This is a genomic window from Bacillus sp. AM1(2019) (assembly GCF_009906915.1).
Lineage (GTDB): Bacteria > Bacillota > Bacilli > Bacillales > Bacillaceae > Bacillus > Bacillus velezensis.
Genome location: NZ_CP047644.1, coordinates 1941578 through 1959173 on the forward strand (window position 1 = coordinate 1941578; position 17596 = coordinate 1959173).

Sequence of the window (17596 nt, forward strand, 5' to 3'; positions counted from 1 at the left end):
CAAGCACAACTTAAAAAGGGGGTGAGAAAATGAAAGCGGTTCTAGTACGGAAAGCTTTTGATCTGGTGGTGACGGAATGTGAGAAACCGTCTGTTGTCCACGCGGATGATGTTCTTGTCAAGGTGAAGCGGGTCGGAATTTGCGGATCAGATTTGCATATTTATCATGGGACAAATCCGTTAGCGTCCCTGCCGAGAGTAATCGGTCATGAAGTCACAGGGGAAGTCGCAAAGACCGGTTCTCTTGTCCGGCGTTTCAAGCCGGGTGACCGGGTAGTGATTGAACCGATATCTTATTGCGGAACATGCTATGCCTGCCGGAAAGGACGTCCGAACGTCTGCAAAGCGCTTTCGGTGTTCGGCGTTCATGAAGATGGCGGAATGCGGGAATATATCGTGCTTCCGGAAAAGCAGCTGCATGCCGTTTCGCCCGATCTGCCCTGGGAGGAAGCGGTCATGGCAGAACCATATACGATCGGCGCCCAGGCCGTTTGGAGAGGCAGAGTCGAGAAGGAAGATACCGTTTTGATTCAGGGGGCGGGGCCGATCGGAATCTGCATATTAAAAATGGCAAAGCTCAAAGGCGCTTCCGTCATGATAACCGACCTGAATGATGAACGCTTGGCATTCGCTGAAAAAAACGGTGCGGACGTTACCGTCAACGCGCAAAAAGAAGATCCCGTTTTGCGGGTGAACGAATGGACAAAAAATGAAGGCGCCAATGTCGTCATTGATGCCGTCTGTCTCCCCTCAACGTTTGAAACGTCCATTGACGCGGTGTCTCCGGCCGGTCATGTGGTTGTGCTTGGTTTTGATGAGAGGACTGCCGGCATTTCTCAGCTTCCGATCACAAAAAAGGAAGTCACGATAACCGGTTCAAGATTGCAGACGAATCAGTTTCCGTGCATTACAGACTTACTGAATAAAGGCCTGTTAACGCACGGCGGTCTTATTACACATACATTTTCAGCAGATGACGTCCATCAAGCATTTCAGTTGATCGAACAGCACCCGGGCAAGGTGGGAAAAGCAATCATTACGTTTGATTAAAGGAGGAGCGAGAATGCTGCCTAAGTACGCTATTTACGAAAAACTTCTGCATGCACAAGTGGTGGCTGTCATAAGGGGACAAAACAGCCAAGAGGCGCTTGAAGTTTCAAAAGCGGCCATTTCAGGAGGTATCAGCGCCATTGAGCTTACATACACAACTCCTGAAGTGGAAGATGTCTTTAAGGAACTCCGGCATCAAGATATTCTTCTTGGAGCCGGCTCTGTAATGGATACAGAAACGGCGAGACACGCCATTTTATCAGGCGCCTCATTTATCGTCAGCTCTCATTTTGTAAAAGAGATAGCATCTCTATGCAACCAGTACAGCGTACCGTATCTTCCGGGATGCATGAGCGTGTCTGATATGGCTTTGGCGCTCGAAGCCGGATGTGATGTGGTAAAGCTGTTCCCCGCTAATTCGTTTGACCCTTCATTTATCAAGTCGGTCAACGGTCCTCTGCCGAATGTCCGCATTATGCCGACCGGGGGTATCTCATTAAACAGCATGAATGACTGGCTCTCTGCCGGAGCGGTCGCGGTGGGTGTGGGAAGCGACTTGACAAAAGCATATCAAAAGGGCGGCTATGAAGCTGCCGTATCCCTCAGCAAAGAATACGTCTGCCGAAAAAACGAATATACGGGGGTGTAACATGAATATCACGTTTCGCTGGTATGGCCAAGGTAATGATACGGTGACTCTTGAACATGTCAGACAAATTCCCGGGGTCAAAGGCATCGTCTGGGCTCTTCACCAGAAGCCCGCGGGCGAAGTATGGGAAAAGGAGGACATTGAAGCGGAAGTCAGATTCATTCAATCCTATGGGTTTCATGCAGAGGTCGTGGAAAGCGTGAATGTTCATGAAGCCATTAAACTCGGTCATGAAGAACGCGGACAATATATTGAACATTATAAACAGACCATTCGCAATCTGTCCGAATTCGGCGTGAAAGTCATCTGTTACAATTTCATGCCGATATTTGACTGGACGCGTACCGATATGTTCCGCGCGCTGGAGGATGGGTCAACCGCACTGTTTTTTGAAAAAGCGAAAGTGGAAAGTCTATCTCCGGAGGAACTGATCCGCACGGTTGAAGAATCTTCTGATTTGACGCTTCCCGGGTGGGAGCCGGAGAAAATGGCCCGGATCAAGGAACTGTTTGAGGCCTATCAAACGGTTGATGAAAAACAGCTTTGGGCCAATCTTGAGTTCTTTTTACATGAAATCCTTCCTGTAGCGGAGGAACGCGGCATTCAAATGGCCATTCATCCGGATGATCCGCCCTGGTCAATTTTTGGCCTGCCCCGTATTATCACCGGTGAGAAAAGTTATGAAAAGCTGCGAGAGATTTCACATTCACCCGCCAACTGTATTACGTTATGCACGGGTTCGATGGGAGCGGATCCCGCCAATGATATGGTGAAGATCGCCAAACACTATGCGGGAGCTGCGCCGTTTGCCCATATACGAAATGTGAAAATCTGCGATAACGGTGATTTTACGGAAACTTCGCATCTTACCAGTGATGGGTCCATTGATATTACCGGTGTGGTAAAAGAATTGCACGGCCAAGACTATAAAGGATATGTACGGCCTGATCACGGCCGTCATATCTGGGGCGAACAATGCCGGCCGGGTTATGGTTTATATGATCGTGCCTTAGGAATTATGTACTTGAACGGACTGTGGGATGCGTTCTCGTCTCATGAGAAAGGGGTGAAGAGATGAGACCGATTCATGAACGTTTATCAGGAAGAACCGCTGTCATAACAGGCGGGAGCGGTGTTCTCTGTTCAGCAATGGCAAAGGAGCTTTCACGGCAGGGGATGAAAATTGCGATCGTCAGCCGGAATGCTGATAAAGCAGAGCGTGCGGCGGGCGAGATTGCTGACGCTGGAGGAACCGCGGTTTCTGTACCGGCTGATGTTTCAGCCCGTGATTCGCTCGAAAAGGCAAAAGACGAGATTATCAGCCGGTTCGGTTCTGTCAATCTTTTAATTAACGGAGCCGGGGGAAATCACCCTGATGCGATCACTGCCAGTGAGACGTATGAAGAGGATGAGCAGGGCACATCATTTTTTGATATGGACGAAACGGGGTTTTCCAGCGTTTTTTCAACCAACTTTACCGGTGCATTTCTGGCATCGCAAGTGTTTGGAAAAGACCTTTTGAAGGCGGAATGTCCCGCGATTATTAATATTTCTTCTATGAGTGCGTATACACCGATGACAAAGGTGCCCGCCTACAGCGCGGCCAAGGCGGCGATTCAGAATTTTACGATGTGGATGGCTGTTCATTTCGCAAAAAAAGGTCTGCGGGTGAATGCCATCGCTCCGGGTTTCTTTTTGACAGCGCAAAACCGTGAGTTGTTATTACAGGAAGATGGAAGTCTGACAGACCGATCCAATAAGATTATGGCACATACACCGATGAAACGTTTCGGGAAACCGGAAGACCTTCTGGGAACGCTCCTGTGGCTTTCGGATGATTCATGCTCAGGCTTTGTCACCGGGGTCACCGTTCCCGTCGACGGAGGTTTTATGGCTTATTCCGGAGTGTGACAGAATCCATGTCCCTGTCAGATTGTAAACCATTTACTTCTGACTTATACTAGTGAAAAATGAAGACAGACGGGGATGAGTCTATGAAAACCATTACAATTTCTGATGTGGCGAAATATGCAAACGTATCTAAAAGCACCGTATCTCAATTTTTAAATCAGCGCTATGACTATATGAGCGAGAAAACGAAACAAAAAATAGAAGCGGCCATTCAAGAGCTGAACTATCAGCCGAATTTCGTCGCCCGCAGCTTAAAACAGAAATCAACATTTACAGTAGGTGTGGTGGTGGCTAATATTCTTCACACCTTTTCCACTCAGGTCATCAGGGCGGTGGAAGACTATTTTCATGAACAAGGATTTCATATTATTGTCTGCAATGCGGATGATGAACCGGAAAAAGAAAAGAAATATATTGAAATGCTGCGAGCCAAGCAGGTGGACGGAATTATTATTTTTCCGACGGGCGAAAATCTCTCTTTATATGAAAAGATGAAACGCGATACGTTTCCGGTCGTGTTTATGGACAGAACCATTGAAGAACTCGGGATTCCGACAGTGATGCTTGATAATCATCATGCAGCCGGTCTTGCCGTTGACCGGTTTATCGAAAGCGGCATAAAGAGAATCGCGATTATTACGACGTCCATTATTCGGGAAATCAGTCCGAGGGTAGAAAGGATTGAAGGGTATAAGAAGGCGCTTGACCGCCACGGAATGATAGTGCGGAACGAATATATCAAAACAGCCGATGCGGCTGATATTTCCAATGTTTTGTCAGAGCTGTTCTCACTTGAAGAGCCTCCGAAAGCGATATTGGCGGCAAACGATATCGTTCTTGTTGAGGTGCTGAAGTATATGAAGGAGCATGATATGACAATTCCGGATAAGGCAGCCGTCATCGGAATTGATGAAGTTCCTTTTGCGGGTTTTTTTACTCCTCCGATTACGACGATCGTTCAGCCTGCGGCAGAAATGGCGCGAAAAGCGGGAAGCCTTCTTCTTCGCCAGATACAAGAAAAAGATGGCGGTGAAAAACGGATTCACCGCTATAAACCGGCGCTGCTCGCAAGGCAATCCGGATAACCGGTTTCATTGCATAAACCGGTTTACTCCGGCAATTTTAATATCTGAATATTATGAAATAAGAGGGAGGGATTTTATGTTCTCAAAGGATAGATTCCCTATTATTCTTCTTTTATTTTCAGCCGGGGTGATTAACTATTTAGACCGCTCAGCGCTGTCTATTGCAGCGCCGTTCATACAGCAGGATCTCACATTGTCGGCAACCCAAATGGGGCTGATTTTCAGCAGTTTCTCTGTCGGATACGCTGTGTTTAACTTTCTCGGCGGTGTTGCATCTGACCGGTACGGGGCTAAATTGACATTGTGTACGGCGATGATCGTTTGGTCTCTTTTCAGCGGAGCGGTTGCGCTTGCTTTCGGATTTGTAAGTCTTTTGATTATCCGTGTTTTATTCGGTATGGGGGAGGGGCCGCTGTCGGCTGCCATAAGCAAAATGGTCAACAATTGGTTTCCTCCGTCTCAGCGCGCCACGGTCATCGGCCTGACAAACAGCGGAACGCCGCTCGGCGGAGCGATCTCCGGCCCGATTGTCGGGATGATTGCTGTGGCGTTCAGCTGGAAAGTTTCCTTTGTCCTGATCATGATCATCGGTTTAGTCTGGGCGCTCATCTGGTTTAAATTTGTCAAAGAACGGCCGGCGCCGACGGAAGACGCCCCGGCAATGAAAGCAGCGATTCAATCGCATGAGCAGCATATCCCGATGACCTTTTATTTGAAACAAAAAACGGTTCTCTTCACGGCTTTTGCCTTTTTCGCCTACAACTACATTTTATTTTTCTTCTTAACATGGTTTCCGAGCTATCTGGTGAAAGAACGCGGTTTAAGTGTTGAATTTATGAGCGTGGTGACTGTTATTCCCTGGATTCTTGGATTTATCGGTTTGGCGGCAGGCGGAATGATTTCTGATTATGTATTCAAAAAAACCGCCGGAAAAGGGGTTTTGTTCTCACGGAAAGTCATTCTTGTCACTTGTCTGTTCGCTTCCGCTGTACTGATCGGATTTGCCGGACTTGTTACCACTACCGTAAGTGCCGTTATTCTCGTTGCTTTATCAGTCTTCTTTTTATATATAACGGGCTCTATCTATTGGGCGGTCATTCATGATGTGGTTGATCAAAGGAATGTCGGGTCAGTCGGCGGCTTTATGCATTTTCTTGCAAACACGGCCGGTATTATCGGGCCTGCTTTAACCGGCTTTATCGCGGACAAAAGCGGATCATTCTCGGGGGCGTTTTTGCTTGCAGGCGGATTAGCCGTTTTGGCCTCGGCTGCGGTAATCCGTTTCGTGCGTCCGATTATCATTCAAACCGCTTCTGAAGATAAAAAAGACACGATACCTTATTCATAAGTCATCAAAGTCACTGAGGCTGTCCTGCCGATAACGGGATGGCCTTTTCGTTCTGCCGCTTGATCTGTTCCTATGATAATATAGGAATTGTTTACAAAAGAAGGGAAGAGGAGGGGGCATGAAACAGAAGCCGATATATGTCGAAATCTATATTGCATCTGATATAGAAACGCTTTGGGAATATACGCAAACCCGCATCTTCATAAGGAATGGGATCTGCGTTTTTCTGACATTACATATCTTCATAGGCTGCCAGATGAACCGCAGAGATTTCTATATGAAACACGAATCGGTTTTGGGCTGAAGGTATGCGGCACGGGCGAATCAATAGGTGACATAAGGCCTCGCTCGTCAGAAAGAGTGTCTTCGCTCGCTTTTGCCTCTGATCATCCGCTGTCACTTATAAAAGAAGGCAGGGGCTACTGGAAGTATATAGAGCGGGATAACGGACAAACCGCATTTTTGACTCAATATCAATATGAAACGGCCCGCGGTCTGCCGGGAAGTTGGATAGACCGGTTTTTATTTCGTCCTCTGCTAAGCTGGGCTACCGCATGGAGCTTTGATGCGTTGCGGCTTTGGATAGAACAAAACAGACATCCGAAGATATCAGTCCGTTTCGGGTTTGTCTATGTCTGTATGTGTCTCGTATTCAGTATGTATTGCTTTTTCAAGGCTTTCATGATGGCTGTGCCGATGCAGAGATCGTGAGGGGAGCGCTGGAGACAGGGTTAGGGGTATTATGGCTGCTTCCCATGCGGAGAAAGTGGCTGATTCACACCGGGCAGTCAGTCTTCTTTTGTGTAACGGCACTGCTATATTCCGGCGGCGGATTCGTGATCTCATTAGGAGTGCTTACGATAGCCGGCATGATTCTTAAGCTCAAGCTGCCGAGCGCCTGGCATACAAAGCGAAAGAGAGAAGTGAAATGACGGATTCAATGTATGAAAAAACGATTACTCATTATCAATCACTGCACCCGATGCTGCAGAAACGGTACAGATTTGACGGATCACGCACGTTTTGCGGAGAAGGCGTTATGTCAGAAATAAAGGGAGGTTCTTTTCTTGTCAGAATGCTTTTAAAGACAGGTGTTTTTTTCAGATGTTTTTTCTTAGAGAGGGGAAACGATATCCCTTTCACTATCGAAAACAAAAACAGGCAAAATGGCGTGGAATGGAATCGTACCTTTTTCTTTAAAGGCAAAACGCGTTTTTTTGATGCGGTCATGGAATATGATGAGCGGGAAAACAGAATTCTTGATTACTTCGGCAAACCCCGCATCCTACTGTCTGAACTGCATTTAGAAGCGTCTTCAGAAGGAGGGCTTGTTATTACATCCGGAAGGCAGTGGCTCCTGATAGGCGGAAAGAAAATCCCGCTTCCGGCATGGCTGTGCGGCAGTTCAACCGTTTATGAGGCTTATGATGAGGAAATGAATAGCTTCAGCATAAAGGTTCATGTGAAAAATCGGATACTCGGCACGCTTTTCTCTTACCGGGGGACTTTCCGGGAAACAGAGGGAGAAACATGCTGAAGCGTCATCTCATGGTAAGCGTGATTTGCTTTTTGGGATTTGCGGCGGCTGAAGCTCCGCATATATCAGCTGCTGAGACGTTTGTTTTATTTTCCGTACTTTTTTTCGTTCCTGCTGTATTCGATTTTGCTTTTCGGCCGTCAAAGACCTTAGAGAATGTGTTGTTACGGAGTTATCCTGTTGCCGCTTTATGTGCGGTGCTTGCGCTTGTCACAGACTTCAGTTTTTTTGCCGTTGTGTGGCTCATTTATACGTTTGGGCTGGCACTGTATGCTGTCCGGCGGCTGATGAAAACAAATATTCACAGAACAGAAGAGATGTCTGTTATGGCGGGTTTCATTTATTTGGCCGGGGGCGGATTCTGGTTCTTCGCATATGTCCTTGAGATTCCCGTCATGAATTTCGGCCCGCTTATCGTTCTGCTGACGGCGGTGCACTTTCACTATTCCGCTTTTCTCATTCCGATCTTTAACGGATTGCTCGGCAGGATCATACGGGAGAAACGCGAACTTTACCGGTGGAGCACGGTCATTATTTTGATTTCGCCGATCCTTATTGCCTTGGGGATTACATTTTCAAAGACACTTGATGTGATTGCTGTCGCTCTGTATCTGGCGGGTCTGTATGTAAATGCATATCTCGTCTTTAAGGCGCCGTTTGTTACGAAAACAGGCAGGATCTTGATCAGGAGTTCTTCGGCTGTGTTAATGATCACAATTGCTTTTTCTTTGATATATTCGTACGGTGTCTACCGCGAGGAGGCAACGCTCACGATCAGCCAGATGATTTGGATTCACGGGGCCGTCAATGCATTCGGCGTTATCCTGCCGGCTTTGGCGGGGTGGAGGTTGGAAAATCCGAGACCGTTTGATGAGGGCAGTGATAGAACGTTCAGCCGTATTTACGGGAAGAGAACGATAGGCAAAGAATTTTTGACTGATATTCATGCAGCAAATGACATCCATTATACCGGCCTTCTGAATCAGATGAGAGAACTGCATTCTGAAGACTTTTCAATTGAAAAACTGGCGCCGGCCGTTATTTCCTTTTATGAAGAGACAATTGATTATGACATCATGGCAAAAGTGACGTGGAGCAGATGGTTTCGTCCGTTCGCGCGCGTGTACGAGCCGTTCAGCAGAAGAGCGGGGCAGATTCACCTGTCCATGAATCCGGATTGGTATATTATGCACAGTGATATCATAGGCGTTGACTCTGACAAAGACGGCAGAAAAAATGTCCGTGCGTGGATCAGAACAAATGAAAAGCAGAAAACCGTTTTTACTGCGCTGTATTCAGAGTACAGGGCAAAAGGGGAAGGATACATGAATATATCTCTCCCGCTGCCGTACGGCCAAATGACGGGCATTTTAAAACCTTATGCGCGTAAGCAGAATCTTGTTTTGACAAGCAGACGGCGAAAAAGCGGAGCGGGTGATGAAGGGATTTATCTGCAGACGAAATGGGGGGCGTGTCATCTTCCGCTGGCAGAGACATTTCTTATTTCAGCCCAGAGCGAAACAAGCCTGAAGGCCGTTCATCATATGTGGCTGTTCGGACTGAAATTTTTAACTGTGCATTATCGGATCACTCACGCTTCCGCAGGTAACCGAAGCAAATAACAAGCTGCAGAGCCGTCTGTTCATCAGGCGGCTTTTTCTCATCTACATGGGTTATATTCACCATTTTATTTGCGAGCTATTTTGCGGCGGATGACACGAAAGGAGTCATCCGCTGGATCTCATTTATTCTCGTGTTAGCTCAGCTGTCAGGGATGGGCATGAGCGGTTATGTTGTCAGTGAATGAGGATGGGACGCAGCCTCGGTCTTGCCAGTCTTTGCCTGTCTTTCATGATTCGCGAAATGAAAACGACCGCAAAGATACCTGTTACATTGAGCGGTATGGTGAAGGCAGCCGGGCATATGTCCTTGCTGAAAATCTCGTTTTTATCCATTTTAGCCCATGACATGATTTTTACGAAAATGTTTGGCTTCACAACGGCATATGCGCTGCGTATAGGTGTCAGTGAGAAAGAAATCAGCTTGTTGTATGTGGGGATCGGATAAAATTCATGACAATATATGTATTTTTAGTGAAAATAAGTATCCTATCTACAAAATATGACAAATTCCCTTTGTACAAGATGGTAAAATCAGATTACCTGCTAAGTGAGAAAGCAGCAGGCAATAAATCATAAGGGGGCAATATTAATGTTAAAAAGTAAAATTAAAAAAATAGCCGGTGCGGCTGTAATTGCTGGAGCATTATTAGTTTCTGTGTCGCCAGCAAAAGCAGAAACTCTTCCGGGATTGATCTGGGTCATGGACAAATATACTGACGCTTTTAAATTCGACATGTTTATTAAAAACGGAAATGAAAAATGGGTTTATGTTTACACAAGATTATCCGATGGCAAAGTTGATGTGGAAGAAGTAAAGTGTGAAACAATTTATAAAGATCGATGCTATGTAAAGCAGTAAGAAATAAATACAAATCGTAATACATCCTATTTTTTAATTCTGTCTCACCAACTAAGTATACTTAAGATAACGAGACAGAATTTTCATTAAAGATTTAACTTCCTAGAATATATATTATGTAAACTAGGAATTGTGAAGAGAATATAAAAGTAGATCTATTCTAACAGCATCCCCTTTTTGTAGTGTAATATTAAAAAACCTCTACGTCCTTAATAAATTAAAATTGGTCATAAAGGTTTTTCAGTTTGAGTATTTTAATCGGTTATGTCACTTGTTGCTGGTCTTCTTGATCAAGGCCACGCCATCGTATGCCGGACTTTCCACACTTGCAGCCTTCTGCAGTATGTAATGATCAAAAAAGTTCTTCGTATAGTCTGTAACAAGATTTCGCATCTCCATGGCATCCCGTTCGCCTCTAAGTTCCTCATTCACACTGGTAAACACGATGTCGCAGTAATCTAAATGCGCAGCACGATCAACAGAGAAATAATAGGTATCCATGCTATTGTTAGCGCCAATGATCGCATTCATGTTGTAGTTAGGTTCAGAAAACAGCAGCAAAAAGGGTTTCTTAAGGTCGCTGCCCTGAAGGCCGAACGCACCGCTATCCAAGCCAATCCCGCAGGCGAACCGTTCGTCGTCCCGGCAAACAATCGCCGTCGTAGGCCCTCCATAAGAATGTCCGACTATGCCCATGCCGATGTCAAGCAACAATCTGCCCTTAAAGATGGAATTCAGCTCTCCAGAGTCCAATTTGACAAGATAATCGGCTGCATACCTTACATCTTCTGCCTGTAATTCACTATACTCTGTTAACTTGTCAAGTATCGGCAGTGTAAGCACGTTTTGGCACATCTCAATGGCAGTTTCATCGTCGGGCCGCATCTCCATCTTACCTGCCAAAGCCAGCATCTCCGGATCTTCAGAAAACGCTATAATGACATCCGAAAAATCCTTTGATACATTAAACAGGCGCCCATCTTTACGCTTATACATCGTGCTATTCTGATGGCCGATGCTTGCCACAACATATCCCATACTTGCCAAGTCTGTACAGATCACTGTACCCCATTCTGGAGAACCGCCCCCGCCGCAAACATAAAATAACACCGGATAGCGTTTTTCTTTCCCGGAGAGAGCAAGGTCGTCGTAACATTGGGTCTTGATATCTATAGAGTAAGCATCCTTCAACGCAGTGAGAAGCGGCTGCTCATCAAGCATTTCGCAGACTTCAGGAAACATGTACGCTGATGTAGTCTTCCCTTCGCTGCTGTCAGACGGATAGTACACAAACGCCGTCAGTTCTCTTTTTGTATGATCTGATGCCGTGTACTCAAAATCCATCTGGGTTCGGCCGACAGTATAGCCGCCAATTGGCTCTGGAAATGCGTCATACTTTTTCATTCTCTTGTTCCCCCTTACGTAATAAAAGTGGCGGATGTGAAATACATACATTGTGCTATAAACGCTTTTCAAAACTGTGAAACGATTACATCATATGTTCAGTGAATCATATCTACTCCTTGGCTTTCTTGAGATTGCTAACAACATTTGTACAGGCTCATATACTGTTTCAGAGTTTCATCCGCCACGTAAACCTCCTTGTATTGCTGTTTAAGATGACAAAAGCGGACATCGTTGCTGATGTCCGCCTAAAGCTTAACTAATTGGGTTCTGTTCCCCAAATCAGTTTTCCTTGATGATATAATGTGATTTTTTTCGTTGTTTTAAACGTAATTGATTGGAAAAAGGAATAATCGTCGCTTTGTGCATAATTGCTCCAGTCATCGTTGTGAAGACGAAGCTGAATATTCCCTGTGCTTGCTCCCGGTGACAGCGTTCCTGTTTTAAACCCCAGTTCCAGGTAGGTATCTGCACCTTGCTTAGGTTTATGCAGCGTCACAAATTTGTGGGTCAGATTGCCGCATCCCATCTGCGCGTAGTCACAGTCAACGTTTTGGCCTTTGTTTTTCGCGTTATACCAGTAACGGGCAGTGACATCTTTTAAATCAACCGTCGCATTGCCGTTATTTTTTATGTGAAGCTGCGGGCGGATTTGATTGCTGTTCACACGCCCATCCCCTGCTTTGTATTGTACAGAAACGCCTTTTTCCTGTGTGGGGTTATCTTGTGCTGGCGTTTCAGGGCCGTCTTTCGTTGAATCTTTAGTGCCGCGAATGTTTTCTCTTACGAATGTTCCTGAAGCAGTTAAATCTGTAAGCGGCCAGCCGCCTGTTTTAGATGCTCCCGGCTTTAAAGCCGAAGATGATTCCTGCTTATCAGAAAGATTCCAGTTCACCCAGCTGATGTTCTTGCTGTCGAGATAATTCAGCCATTCCCACGACTGGTCAAGAAATACACCGCCATTTCCAGACGCATCGCTTGTTCCCCATTCCGTCACGAAAATAGGCGCTCCTTTGCTGAGTGCGTAGTTTGCTTTATCCCGTAAAAATTGGCCATGTGTGCCGGCATAAAAATGAAGCGCGTACATGACGTTTGCATCTTTTAACTGGTCATCGGCAGCATCATTCACATCCTGGCTCCATGTACCGGTTCCGACAATGATGATGTTGTCTGGATCATTTTTGCGGATAACGGAAATCACTTCTTCCGCATACGGTTTAATATCACGCTTCCAGTTCACGTCACCGTTTGGTTCGTTTGCAATTTCATAAATGACGTTTGGCGTGTTTCCGTAAAGACTTGACATCTCCTTGAAAAATTCTTTTGCCTTCTCTTTATTTTGGTTTGGGTTGCCGTCATTTAAAATATGCCAGTCAATGATGACATATATCCCAAGTTCTTTTGCCGCTTCAACCGCTTCTTTTACTTTATTTTTCACGGACGGGTTGTCAATATAACCGCCATCTGCCGTATACATCGCCGCGCGGAAAACGGTGATGCCCCAATCGTCTCTCAGCCATTTTAAGCTGTCTTTATTGACGAAATCGCCATACCATTGCAATCCATGTGAACTGATCCCTTTCAGTTGTACCGCTTTGCCATCTCGGTTTACAAGTTGTGTACCTTTTATGCTAAGCTGACCATTCTTGGCTGCTGGCGTTTTTGTCCCTGCTGCTGATGCCGGCGAAGGCAGCAAGCCGCCCATTGTCAATACCGCAATCAATAAACACGTAATAAAAACAGAAATTGACCGTTTCATATCTGATCTTTTCCTCCTTCGCATCATTTTGGCTCTTTCTTATGAGCTCGAACTCATTGTAAAAATCTTTCTCATGATTGTCTATCAACCTAATTTCTTGTTTTTGGGAGGTGTAAAAGCCTGTAAATTTGCTCTATCTCTATTGAATAAGACACACCTGACACATATAGAACAAAGAAAATCGGGCTGAATCGGGACTTTACACGTCATTTTTCAATCGAATCGAAAAATTAAATGTATTTCCAACGTAGACACGCTGAATGTGATGAGTCTCAATATGGCATTGAATCTTATGATTGCTGTAAGAAGACGAGTCCTTGTTAATTTAAGGTTGATGTAAGGTTCGGATTAATACGGGTTAAGGTTGGAGTTGTACAATAAAATTGTACTTCAGTGAGGGATTCAGCCAGAAGAATTCCCCCTTCAATAAATCATAGAGGTGAAAAGGTTTGAGAGAAAATAAAATTTTGTCTTCATTATGTTACTTCAGTATATTTTTTGCGCCGTTTCTGTTTCCGATTATCGTCTATTTCTTAGGCCAGGACGATGTGAAATATCATGCCAAAAAATCTTTGTGGACGCATTTGATTCCTTATTTGATTTTTGGAATTGGCATCATCGCTTCAGGTTTACTTGGTATGAATGATATCAGACATGCTGGGCCTTTCCTGCTTGCGACGTATGCTGTTACATTCCTTGTGGCGATCTATTTTTTCATTTGGAACATTGTCAAAGGAATCAAAGTGTTTTCGGAACAATAGGAAAAAACGGTTCTGTTATTAATCAACAGAACCGTTTTTTTGTATAGCCATTATGATAATTGTATATCTATCGTTGTCCCTTCTCCCGCGGTGCTGTGAATGGTGATGTCCCCTCCGTGCTTTTGGATAATGTCCTTTGCTATGGCCATTCCAAGACCAGAGCCTGCATGCGTCGTTCCTGTATTTGTGCCCCTGTAATAGCGATCAAACACTTTTTCCAGCTCCTCTTCTTCTATCCCTTTGCCGTTGTCCTTAATTGTCACATGAGTCCGTTCTTTTTGTTCAAGCCGTACAACGATCTTCACATCAGGATCATTGTGAACGAGGGCATTTAAAATGAGATTCGTGACCGCTCTCCGAATCAATATCGCATCAAGGTTCAGCATCAGCTTTTCCACGTTCGTTTGAAGCTCAATGGACTTATCCGCATATCTAGAATCGTTTAACATATCAATTAACGTTTCCCGCAGCAGCGATACAAGGTTTACCCGTTCTGTATGTAGCATCACATCGTTGTTTTTCAGCCTTGTCGTTAAATTTAAATCTTCCATCACATCTTTCATATAGAGGGATTTACTCTCAATGATCTGAGCGTACTCTCTGATCTGTTCGGCTGTTAGATGATAATTTGGATCTTGGATGATTTCTGCATAGCCTTGAATAGATGCTAATGGTGTTTTAATGTCATGAGAAATATGACTGATCCACTCTTCACGCATTTGCTCTAATTTATCTTTTTCTTTTTTGCTTGAAGATAGTTGTTCCGATAAATGATTGACATTATAGAAGACATCTTTATAAATGCCTTTGGATTTCATTTTGATCGTATAATCTCCATTAGCTAACCGCTGGATTCCTTGAATGACACGGCCGAGCGGTTTTGTGAGCTGCCGGCTGAATAGATAGCCAATGAGTAACGCGATCAATGCATCTATTGATAATAATATGATGGTTCCTGCATTGAACTTCGTCACAAATTCCTTGGTATCATATGAGAGGACATATTTTCCGAGAGAGGGATTTTTAAACCCTATAAAGTAACTGTACTCCTTGCCGTTTACTTTTTTCCCGCCGGCGTAAATGGTTGATAATAATCGTTCATCCTTATATTTATGTAAATTTACAATTTCAATAGGCGTATATTTTTTCTTCAGTCCTTTAGGTTCTCTATCATGATAAACATCCTGTCCGTTTTCATCTAATATTTGAATCCATGCATTCTGCTCTTTTAAAGCTTTTTGGCCCTCTTTGTTTACTGTGATACCATTGTTCGATAACGTGACATATTGTCGGAATGATCTTGTGAAAGTTTCCGGTGTACTTTCTTCGTCATGTTGGCTGTTCGCCTGGAAAACGAGCCAAAACATAAAAATAAATAAATTAATGAAGACTGTAATGATGGTCACGATAATGACAGAGACCATATATCTGCCTGTTAATCGCCAATTCATCCTTACGCATCCTTTACAACAAATTTGTAGCCTAACCCTTTCACAGTGACGAGAAAGTCTGGTTTTGATGGAGTGTTTTCTATTTTCTCACGGAGCCTGCGTATATGAACCATCACCGTGTTGTCAGAACCGAAGAAATCTTCTCCCCATACAGCTTGATAGAGTGTTTCTTTACTGATCACCCGATTGGGATGCTGCAGAAAATAGGTCATAAGCATAAGTTCTTTAGGTGTTAACTCAATAGCCGCTTCATTTTTGGTGAGCTCAGCTTGTTGTTGGTTTAATTCAAATGGTCCTTTTTTTATTACGGTTCCGGTTTGAGAAGGCTGTAAGTAAGAGACCCGTCTCAGCTGCGCTTTGACCCGATATGCAACTTCCTTAGGGCTGAAGGGTTTTGTAATGTAGTCGTCTCCGCCGATGGCAAGTCCTACAATTTTATCCGTTTCCTCCCCCTTTGCAGACAAAAAGATAATAGGAACGTGTGAAATGTCTCTTATTTGCTTGCAGATATCATAGCCTTCACCGTCTGGCAGCATGATATCCAATATCACAAGATCGGGATTTTCTTGATGAAATTGAGCCAATCCGTCACGGGCAGTCGAAGCGGTCACTACGCGATCAATGCCTTCTCTTATTAATACGGTTTTGATCAGTTCCAAAATTTCTTTTTCATCGTCTATGATTAATACTTTGCTGTGAAGCCGTGACATATATTGATCACTCCTTGAAGTCATTGTCATTATTATACCCAATGTCCGTGTATCGTTAAAAAAATCAACACTTCTCTCCCACAGAAAATAAGCCAATTTTCTTTTTCGAGTAAGAAAATTGGCTTATTGCAATGCTGATGCCTTTAACGCTTTACAACAAATGTTGTCACGCTTTGAGCCGGAAGATGGGCCCAAAAATGATTGTCCGTTACTTTGAGATCCGTTCCAGGTTGAAGATTGCTGCTGCTGCTCGTGATCCATCTGGATACTTGCGAAGCAGTTCCATTCTGCAGTACAAAGTTTTGGTTGACCCCTGTGTTATTTTTATTAATGGCAACAATCACGACTTTATTGTCTCCTTTATAGGCTGACACGTAAACATTCGGTTCAGGATTTTTCGTTGCATCAATCCTTACATAGCCAGGGCGCACAAATTTTGAGAAATGAGCCATATTGTATCCGCGTTTGCTGATCATCCCATCTTCTTTCATAGGGCCGTATGATCTGCGGATGTACCACCACACATAAGCTTGAAAATCTCCCTCTACCATTGAATGATGAATATGCTCTGAAACACCTAAAGCCTCAGGCCAGCGATCCGCTGAATTGTTGTCACTGTTCGGATAGTATACCTCCGTCATCCATAGCTCTTTCCCTCCTCCTTTTTGTTTGAAAAGAGGATAAGGGAACTGGCTGACCTGAGTGCCGTACAGGTGGGCTCCGAGGATATCCATATTCCTAAGCGCCTGCGGATCGTTCAAAATGGGGTCCGATATATTTTTCAGGTATTGAAATGATTCCGGCGCAATCACGCGGGCATTAATGGAACCGGCATTTTCTCTCATGAAACGCAGGATTTCTTGGGGCGTCCACCATGTCCATTCGTGAGCGTAATCAGGCTCGTTTTGCATAGAAATCGCATACAGATTCACACCATTACTCTTCATGAAATTAACGAAATCGTTAAGATGCTGCGCGTATGCGGCGTACTTATCGTATCTCAGCCGCTTAGCTGATGTGTCACCATTATGATTGAAAGTCTCAACCATATCGTTCGGCGGATTCCAAGGGGAAGCGAAAACGATTGCTCCATGTTTGATCGCACTCTTTGCAGTCTCCACTTCCTTGTACCAATTATTTCTATTTTCATCTACATGAATTCTTAAGACCGAAAAACCTAACTGATTCTGTCCATTGCCAAAAGCGGTCTCCCGTTGAGGCGCAGTCAAATCTCCAATCCAAGCCGGGTGGTTCATTCCTCCAAAACCGCGAATCACTTGTCTATCTGCAGATATATTAACTGTCGCATCACTTGCTGCTGAAACTTCAGTAACTCCCGGTCCTAAGAGCATGACGGACATCATTGTGAAACATACCAATAATACACAAATTGATTTTTTTACGCTCGACATCATTTTTTCCTCTCTTTCATATGTCTTTTATGGACTTAG

The 17596-nt window shown here is 44.5% G+C and carries 16 protein-coding genes and 1 pseudogene; 12 read left to right on the forward strand and 5 right to left on the reverse strand.

Annotated elements, in window-relative coordinates; all coding sequences use genetic code 11:
- Positions 1-29 precede the first annotated feature (29 nt).
- The 11 genes and pseudogenes from GNE05_RS09560 (at position 30) to GNE05_RS09605 (ending at position 10060) form a co-directional block, all read left to right on the forward strand.
- Positions 30-1049 carry a zinc-binding alcohol dehydrogenase family protein gene (locus GNE05_RS09560; RefSeq protein ID WP_095060117.1) on the forward strand — a complete coding sequence of 340 codons (1020 nt, stop codon included), beginning with the start codon at positions 30-32 and terminating at the stop codon, positions 1047-1049.
- 13 nt (positions 1050-1062) lie between these two features.
- Positions 1063-1698 (forward strand): bifunctional 2-keto-4-hydroxyglutarate aldolase/2-keto-3-deoxy-6-phosphogluconate aldolase, encoded by a 636-nt coding sequence (locus GNE05_RS09565; RefSeq protein ID WP_012117658.1) that lies wholly within the window; start codon positions 1063-1065, stop codon positions 1696-1698.
- Position 1699: 1 nt separating this feature from the next.
- Entirely contained in the window at positions 1700-2776 is a 1077-nt protein-coding gene (gene uxuA, locus GNE05_RS09570; protein ID WP_022553280.1) for a mannonate dehydratase, read from the forward strand.
- Positions 2773-3609 carry an SDR family oxidoreductase gene (locus GNE05_RS09575; RefSeq protein WP_017417885.1) on the forward strand — a complete coding sequence of 279 codons (837 nt, stop codon included), beginning with the start codon at positions 2773-2775 and terminating at the stop codon, positions 3607-3609. Before uxuA ends, GNE05_RS09575 begins: the two co-directional genes overlap by 4 nt.
- Positions 3610-3692: 83 nt before the next feature.
- On the forward strand, positions 3693-4694 hold the full coding sequence (locus GNE05_RS09580) for a substrate-binding domain-containing protein (RefSeq protein ID WP_025650135.1): 1002 nt from the start codon (positions 3693-3695) through the stop codon (positions 4692-4694).
- A gap of 76 nt (positions 4695-4770) precedes the next feature.
- Positions 4771-6042, forward strand: coding sequence for an MFS transporter (locus GNE05_RS09585; RefSeq protein ID WP_053285108.1), 1272 nt, complete (start codon positions 4771-4773; stop codon positions 6040-6042).
- Positions 6043-6160: 118 nt separating this feature from the next.
- A pseudogene (locus GNE05_RS21455) lies at positions 6161-6974 on the forward strand (hypothetical protein).
- Positions 6971-7579 (forward strand): DUF4166 domain-containing protein, encoded by a 609-nt coding sequence (locus GNE05_RS09595; RefSeq protein ID WP_094295887.1) that lies wholly within the window; start codon positions 6971-6973, stop codon positions 7577-7579. Before GNE05_RS21455 ends, GNE05_RS09595 begins: the two are co-directional and overlap by 4 nt.
- A complete protein-coding gene (locus GNE05_RS09600) occupies positions 7573-9201 on the forward strand; it encodes a YndJ family protein (protein WP_100261815.1) in 1629 nt (542 codons plus the stop codon). Before GNE05_RS09595 ends, GNE05_RS09600 begins: the two co-directional genes overlap by 7 nt.
- 181 nt (positions 9202-9382) lie before the next feature.
- A complete protein-coding gene (locus GNE05_RS20985) occupies positions 9383-9646 on the forward strand; it encodes an MFS transporter (protein ID WP_014418036.1) in 264 nt (87 codons plus the stop codon).
- Positions 9647-9790: 144 nt separating this feature from the next.
- Entirely contained in the window at positions 9791-10060 is a 270-nt protein-coding gene (locus tag GNE05_RS09605; protein WP_014418037.1) for a hypothetical protein, read from the forward strand.
- Positions 10061-10327: 267 nt separating this feature from the next.
- Here GNE05_RS09605 and GNE05_RS09610 read toward each other — a convergent pair whose 3' ends face one another.
- Positions 10328-11464, reverse strand: coding sequence for an alpha/beta hydrolase (locus tag GNE05_RS09610; protein WP_160182696.1), 1137 nt, complete (start codon positions 11462-11464; stop codon positions 10328-10330).
- Positions 11465-11723: 259 nt separating this feature from the next.
- On the reverse strand, positions 11724-13223 hold the full coding sequence (locus GNE05_RS09615) for a cellulase family glycosylhydrolase (RefSeq protein ID WP_160182697.1): 1500 nt from the start codon (positions 13221-13223) through the stop codon (positions 11724-11726).
- 449 nt (positions 13224-13672) lie between these two features.
- Between GNE05_RS09615 and GNE05_RS09620 the strand changes: the two genes are divergently transcribed.
- Positions 13673-13984, forward strand: a complete 312-nt coding sequence (locus GNE05_RS09620) for a magnetosome magnetite crystal formation protein family (protein ID WP_017417895.1) — start codon at positions 13673-13675, stop codon at positions 13982-13984.
- A 50-nt stretch (positions 13985-14034) separates the two neighbouring features.
- On the opposite strand, the gene GNE05_RS09625 is transcribed toward GNE05_RS09620, so the two are convergent.
- From GNE05_RS09625 to GNE05_RS09635, 3 genes are all read right to left on the reverse strand, one after another.
- Complete coding sequence (locus tag GNE05_RS09625) at positions 14035-15435, reverse strand: sensor histidine kinase (protein WP_160182698.1); 1401 nt, start codon at positions 15433-15435, stop codon at positions 14035-14037.
- 2 nt (positions 15436-15437) lie between these two features.
- Positions 15438-16145, reverse strand: a complete 708-nt coding sequence (locus GNE05_RS09630) for a response regulator transcription factor (protein ID WP_103526844.1) — start codon at positions 16143-16145, stop codon at positions 15438-15440.
- A gap of 143 nt (positions 16146-16288) precedes the next feature.
- The gene (locus GNE05_RS09635) at positions 16289-17560 is read right to left on the reverse strand and encodes a glucuronoarabinoxylan endo-1,4-beta-xylanase XynC (protein ID WP_014418044.1); all 1272 of its coding nucleotides are present in this window, start codon (positions 17558-17560) and stop codon (positions 16289-16291) included.
- Positions 17561-17596 lie beyond the last annotated feature (36 nt).

What these genes read in the sequence shown, in the direction of transcription:
- GNE05_RS09560 (WP_095060117.1), top strand. Translation starts at nt 30, where the DNA reads ATGAAAGCGGTTCTAGTACGGAAAGCTTTTGATCTGGTGGTGACGGAA.
- GNE05_RS09565 (WP_012117658.1), top strand. Translation starts at nt 1,063, where the DNA reads ATGCTGCCTAAGTACGCTATTTACGAAAAACTTCTGCATGCACAAGTG.
- uxuA (WP_022553280.1), top strand. Translation starts at nt 1,700, where the DNA reads ATGAATATCACGTTTCGCTGGTATGGCCAAGGTAATGATACGGTGACT.
- GNE05_RS09575 (WP_017417885.1), top strand. Translation starts at nt 2,773, where the DNA reads ATGAGACCGATTCATGAACGTTTATCAGGAAGAACCGCTGTCATAACA.
- GNE05_RS09580 (WP_025650135.1), top strand. Translation starts at nt 3,693, where the DNA reads ATGAAAACCATTACAATTTCTGATGTGGCGAAATATGCAAACGTATCT.
- GNE05_RS09585 (WP_053285108.1), top strand. Translation starts at nt 4,771, where the DNA reads ATGTTCTCAAAGGATAGATTCCCTATTATTCTTCTTTTATTTTCAGCC.
- GNE05_RS09595 (WP_094295887.1), top strand. Translation starts at nt 6,971, where the DNA reads ATGACGGATTCAATGTATGAAAAAACGATTACTCATTATCAATCACTG.
- GNE05_RS09600 (WP_100261815.1), top strand. Translation starts at nt 7,573, where the DNA reads ATGCTGAAGCGTCATCTCATGGTAAGCGTGATTTGCTTTTTGGGATTT.
- GNE05_RS20985 (WP_014418036.1), top strand. Translation starts at nt 9,383, where the DNA reads ATGAGGATGGGACGCAGCCTCGGTCTTGCCAGTCTTTGCCTGTCTTTC.
- GNE05_RS09605 (WP_014418037.1), top strand. Translation starts at nt 9,791, where the DNA reads ATGTTAAAAAGTAAAATTAAAAAAATAGCCGGTGCGGCTGTAATTGCT.
- GNE05_RS09610 (WP_160182696.1), bottom strand. Translation starts at nt 11,464, where the DNA reads ATGAAAAAGTATGACGCATTTCCAGAGCCAATTGGCGGCTATACTGTC.
- GNE05_RS09615 (WP_160182697.1), bottom strand. Translation starts at nt 13,223, where the DNA reads ATGAAACGGTCAATTTCTGTTTTTATTACGTGTTTATTGATTGCGGTA.
- GNE05_RS09625 (WP_160182698.1), bottom strand. Translation starts at nt 15,435, where the DNA reads ATGAATTGGCGATTAACAGGCAGATATATGGTCTCTGTCATTATCGTG.
- GNE05_RS09630 (WP_103526844.1), bottom strand. Translation starts at nt 16,145, where the DNA reads ATGTCACGGCTTCACAGCAAAGTATTAATCATAGACGATGAAAAAGAA.
- GNE05_RS09635 (WP_014418044.1), bottom strand. Translation starts at nt 17,560, where the DNA reads ATGATGTCGAGCGTAAAAAAATCAATTTGTGTATTATTGGTATGTTTC.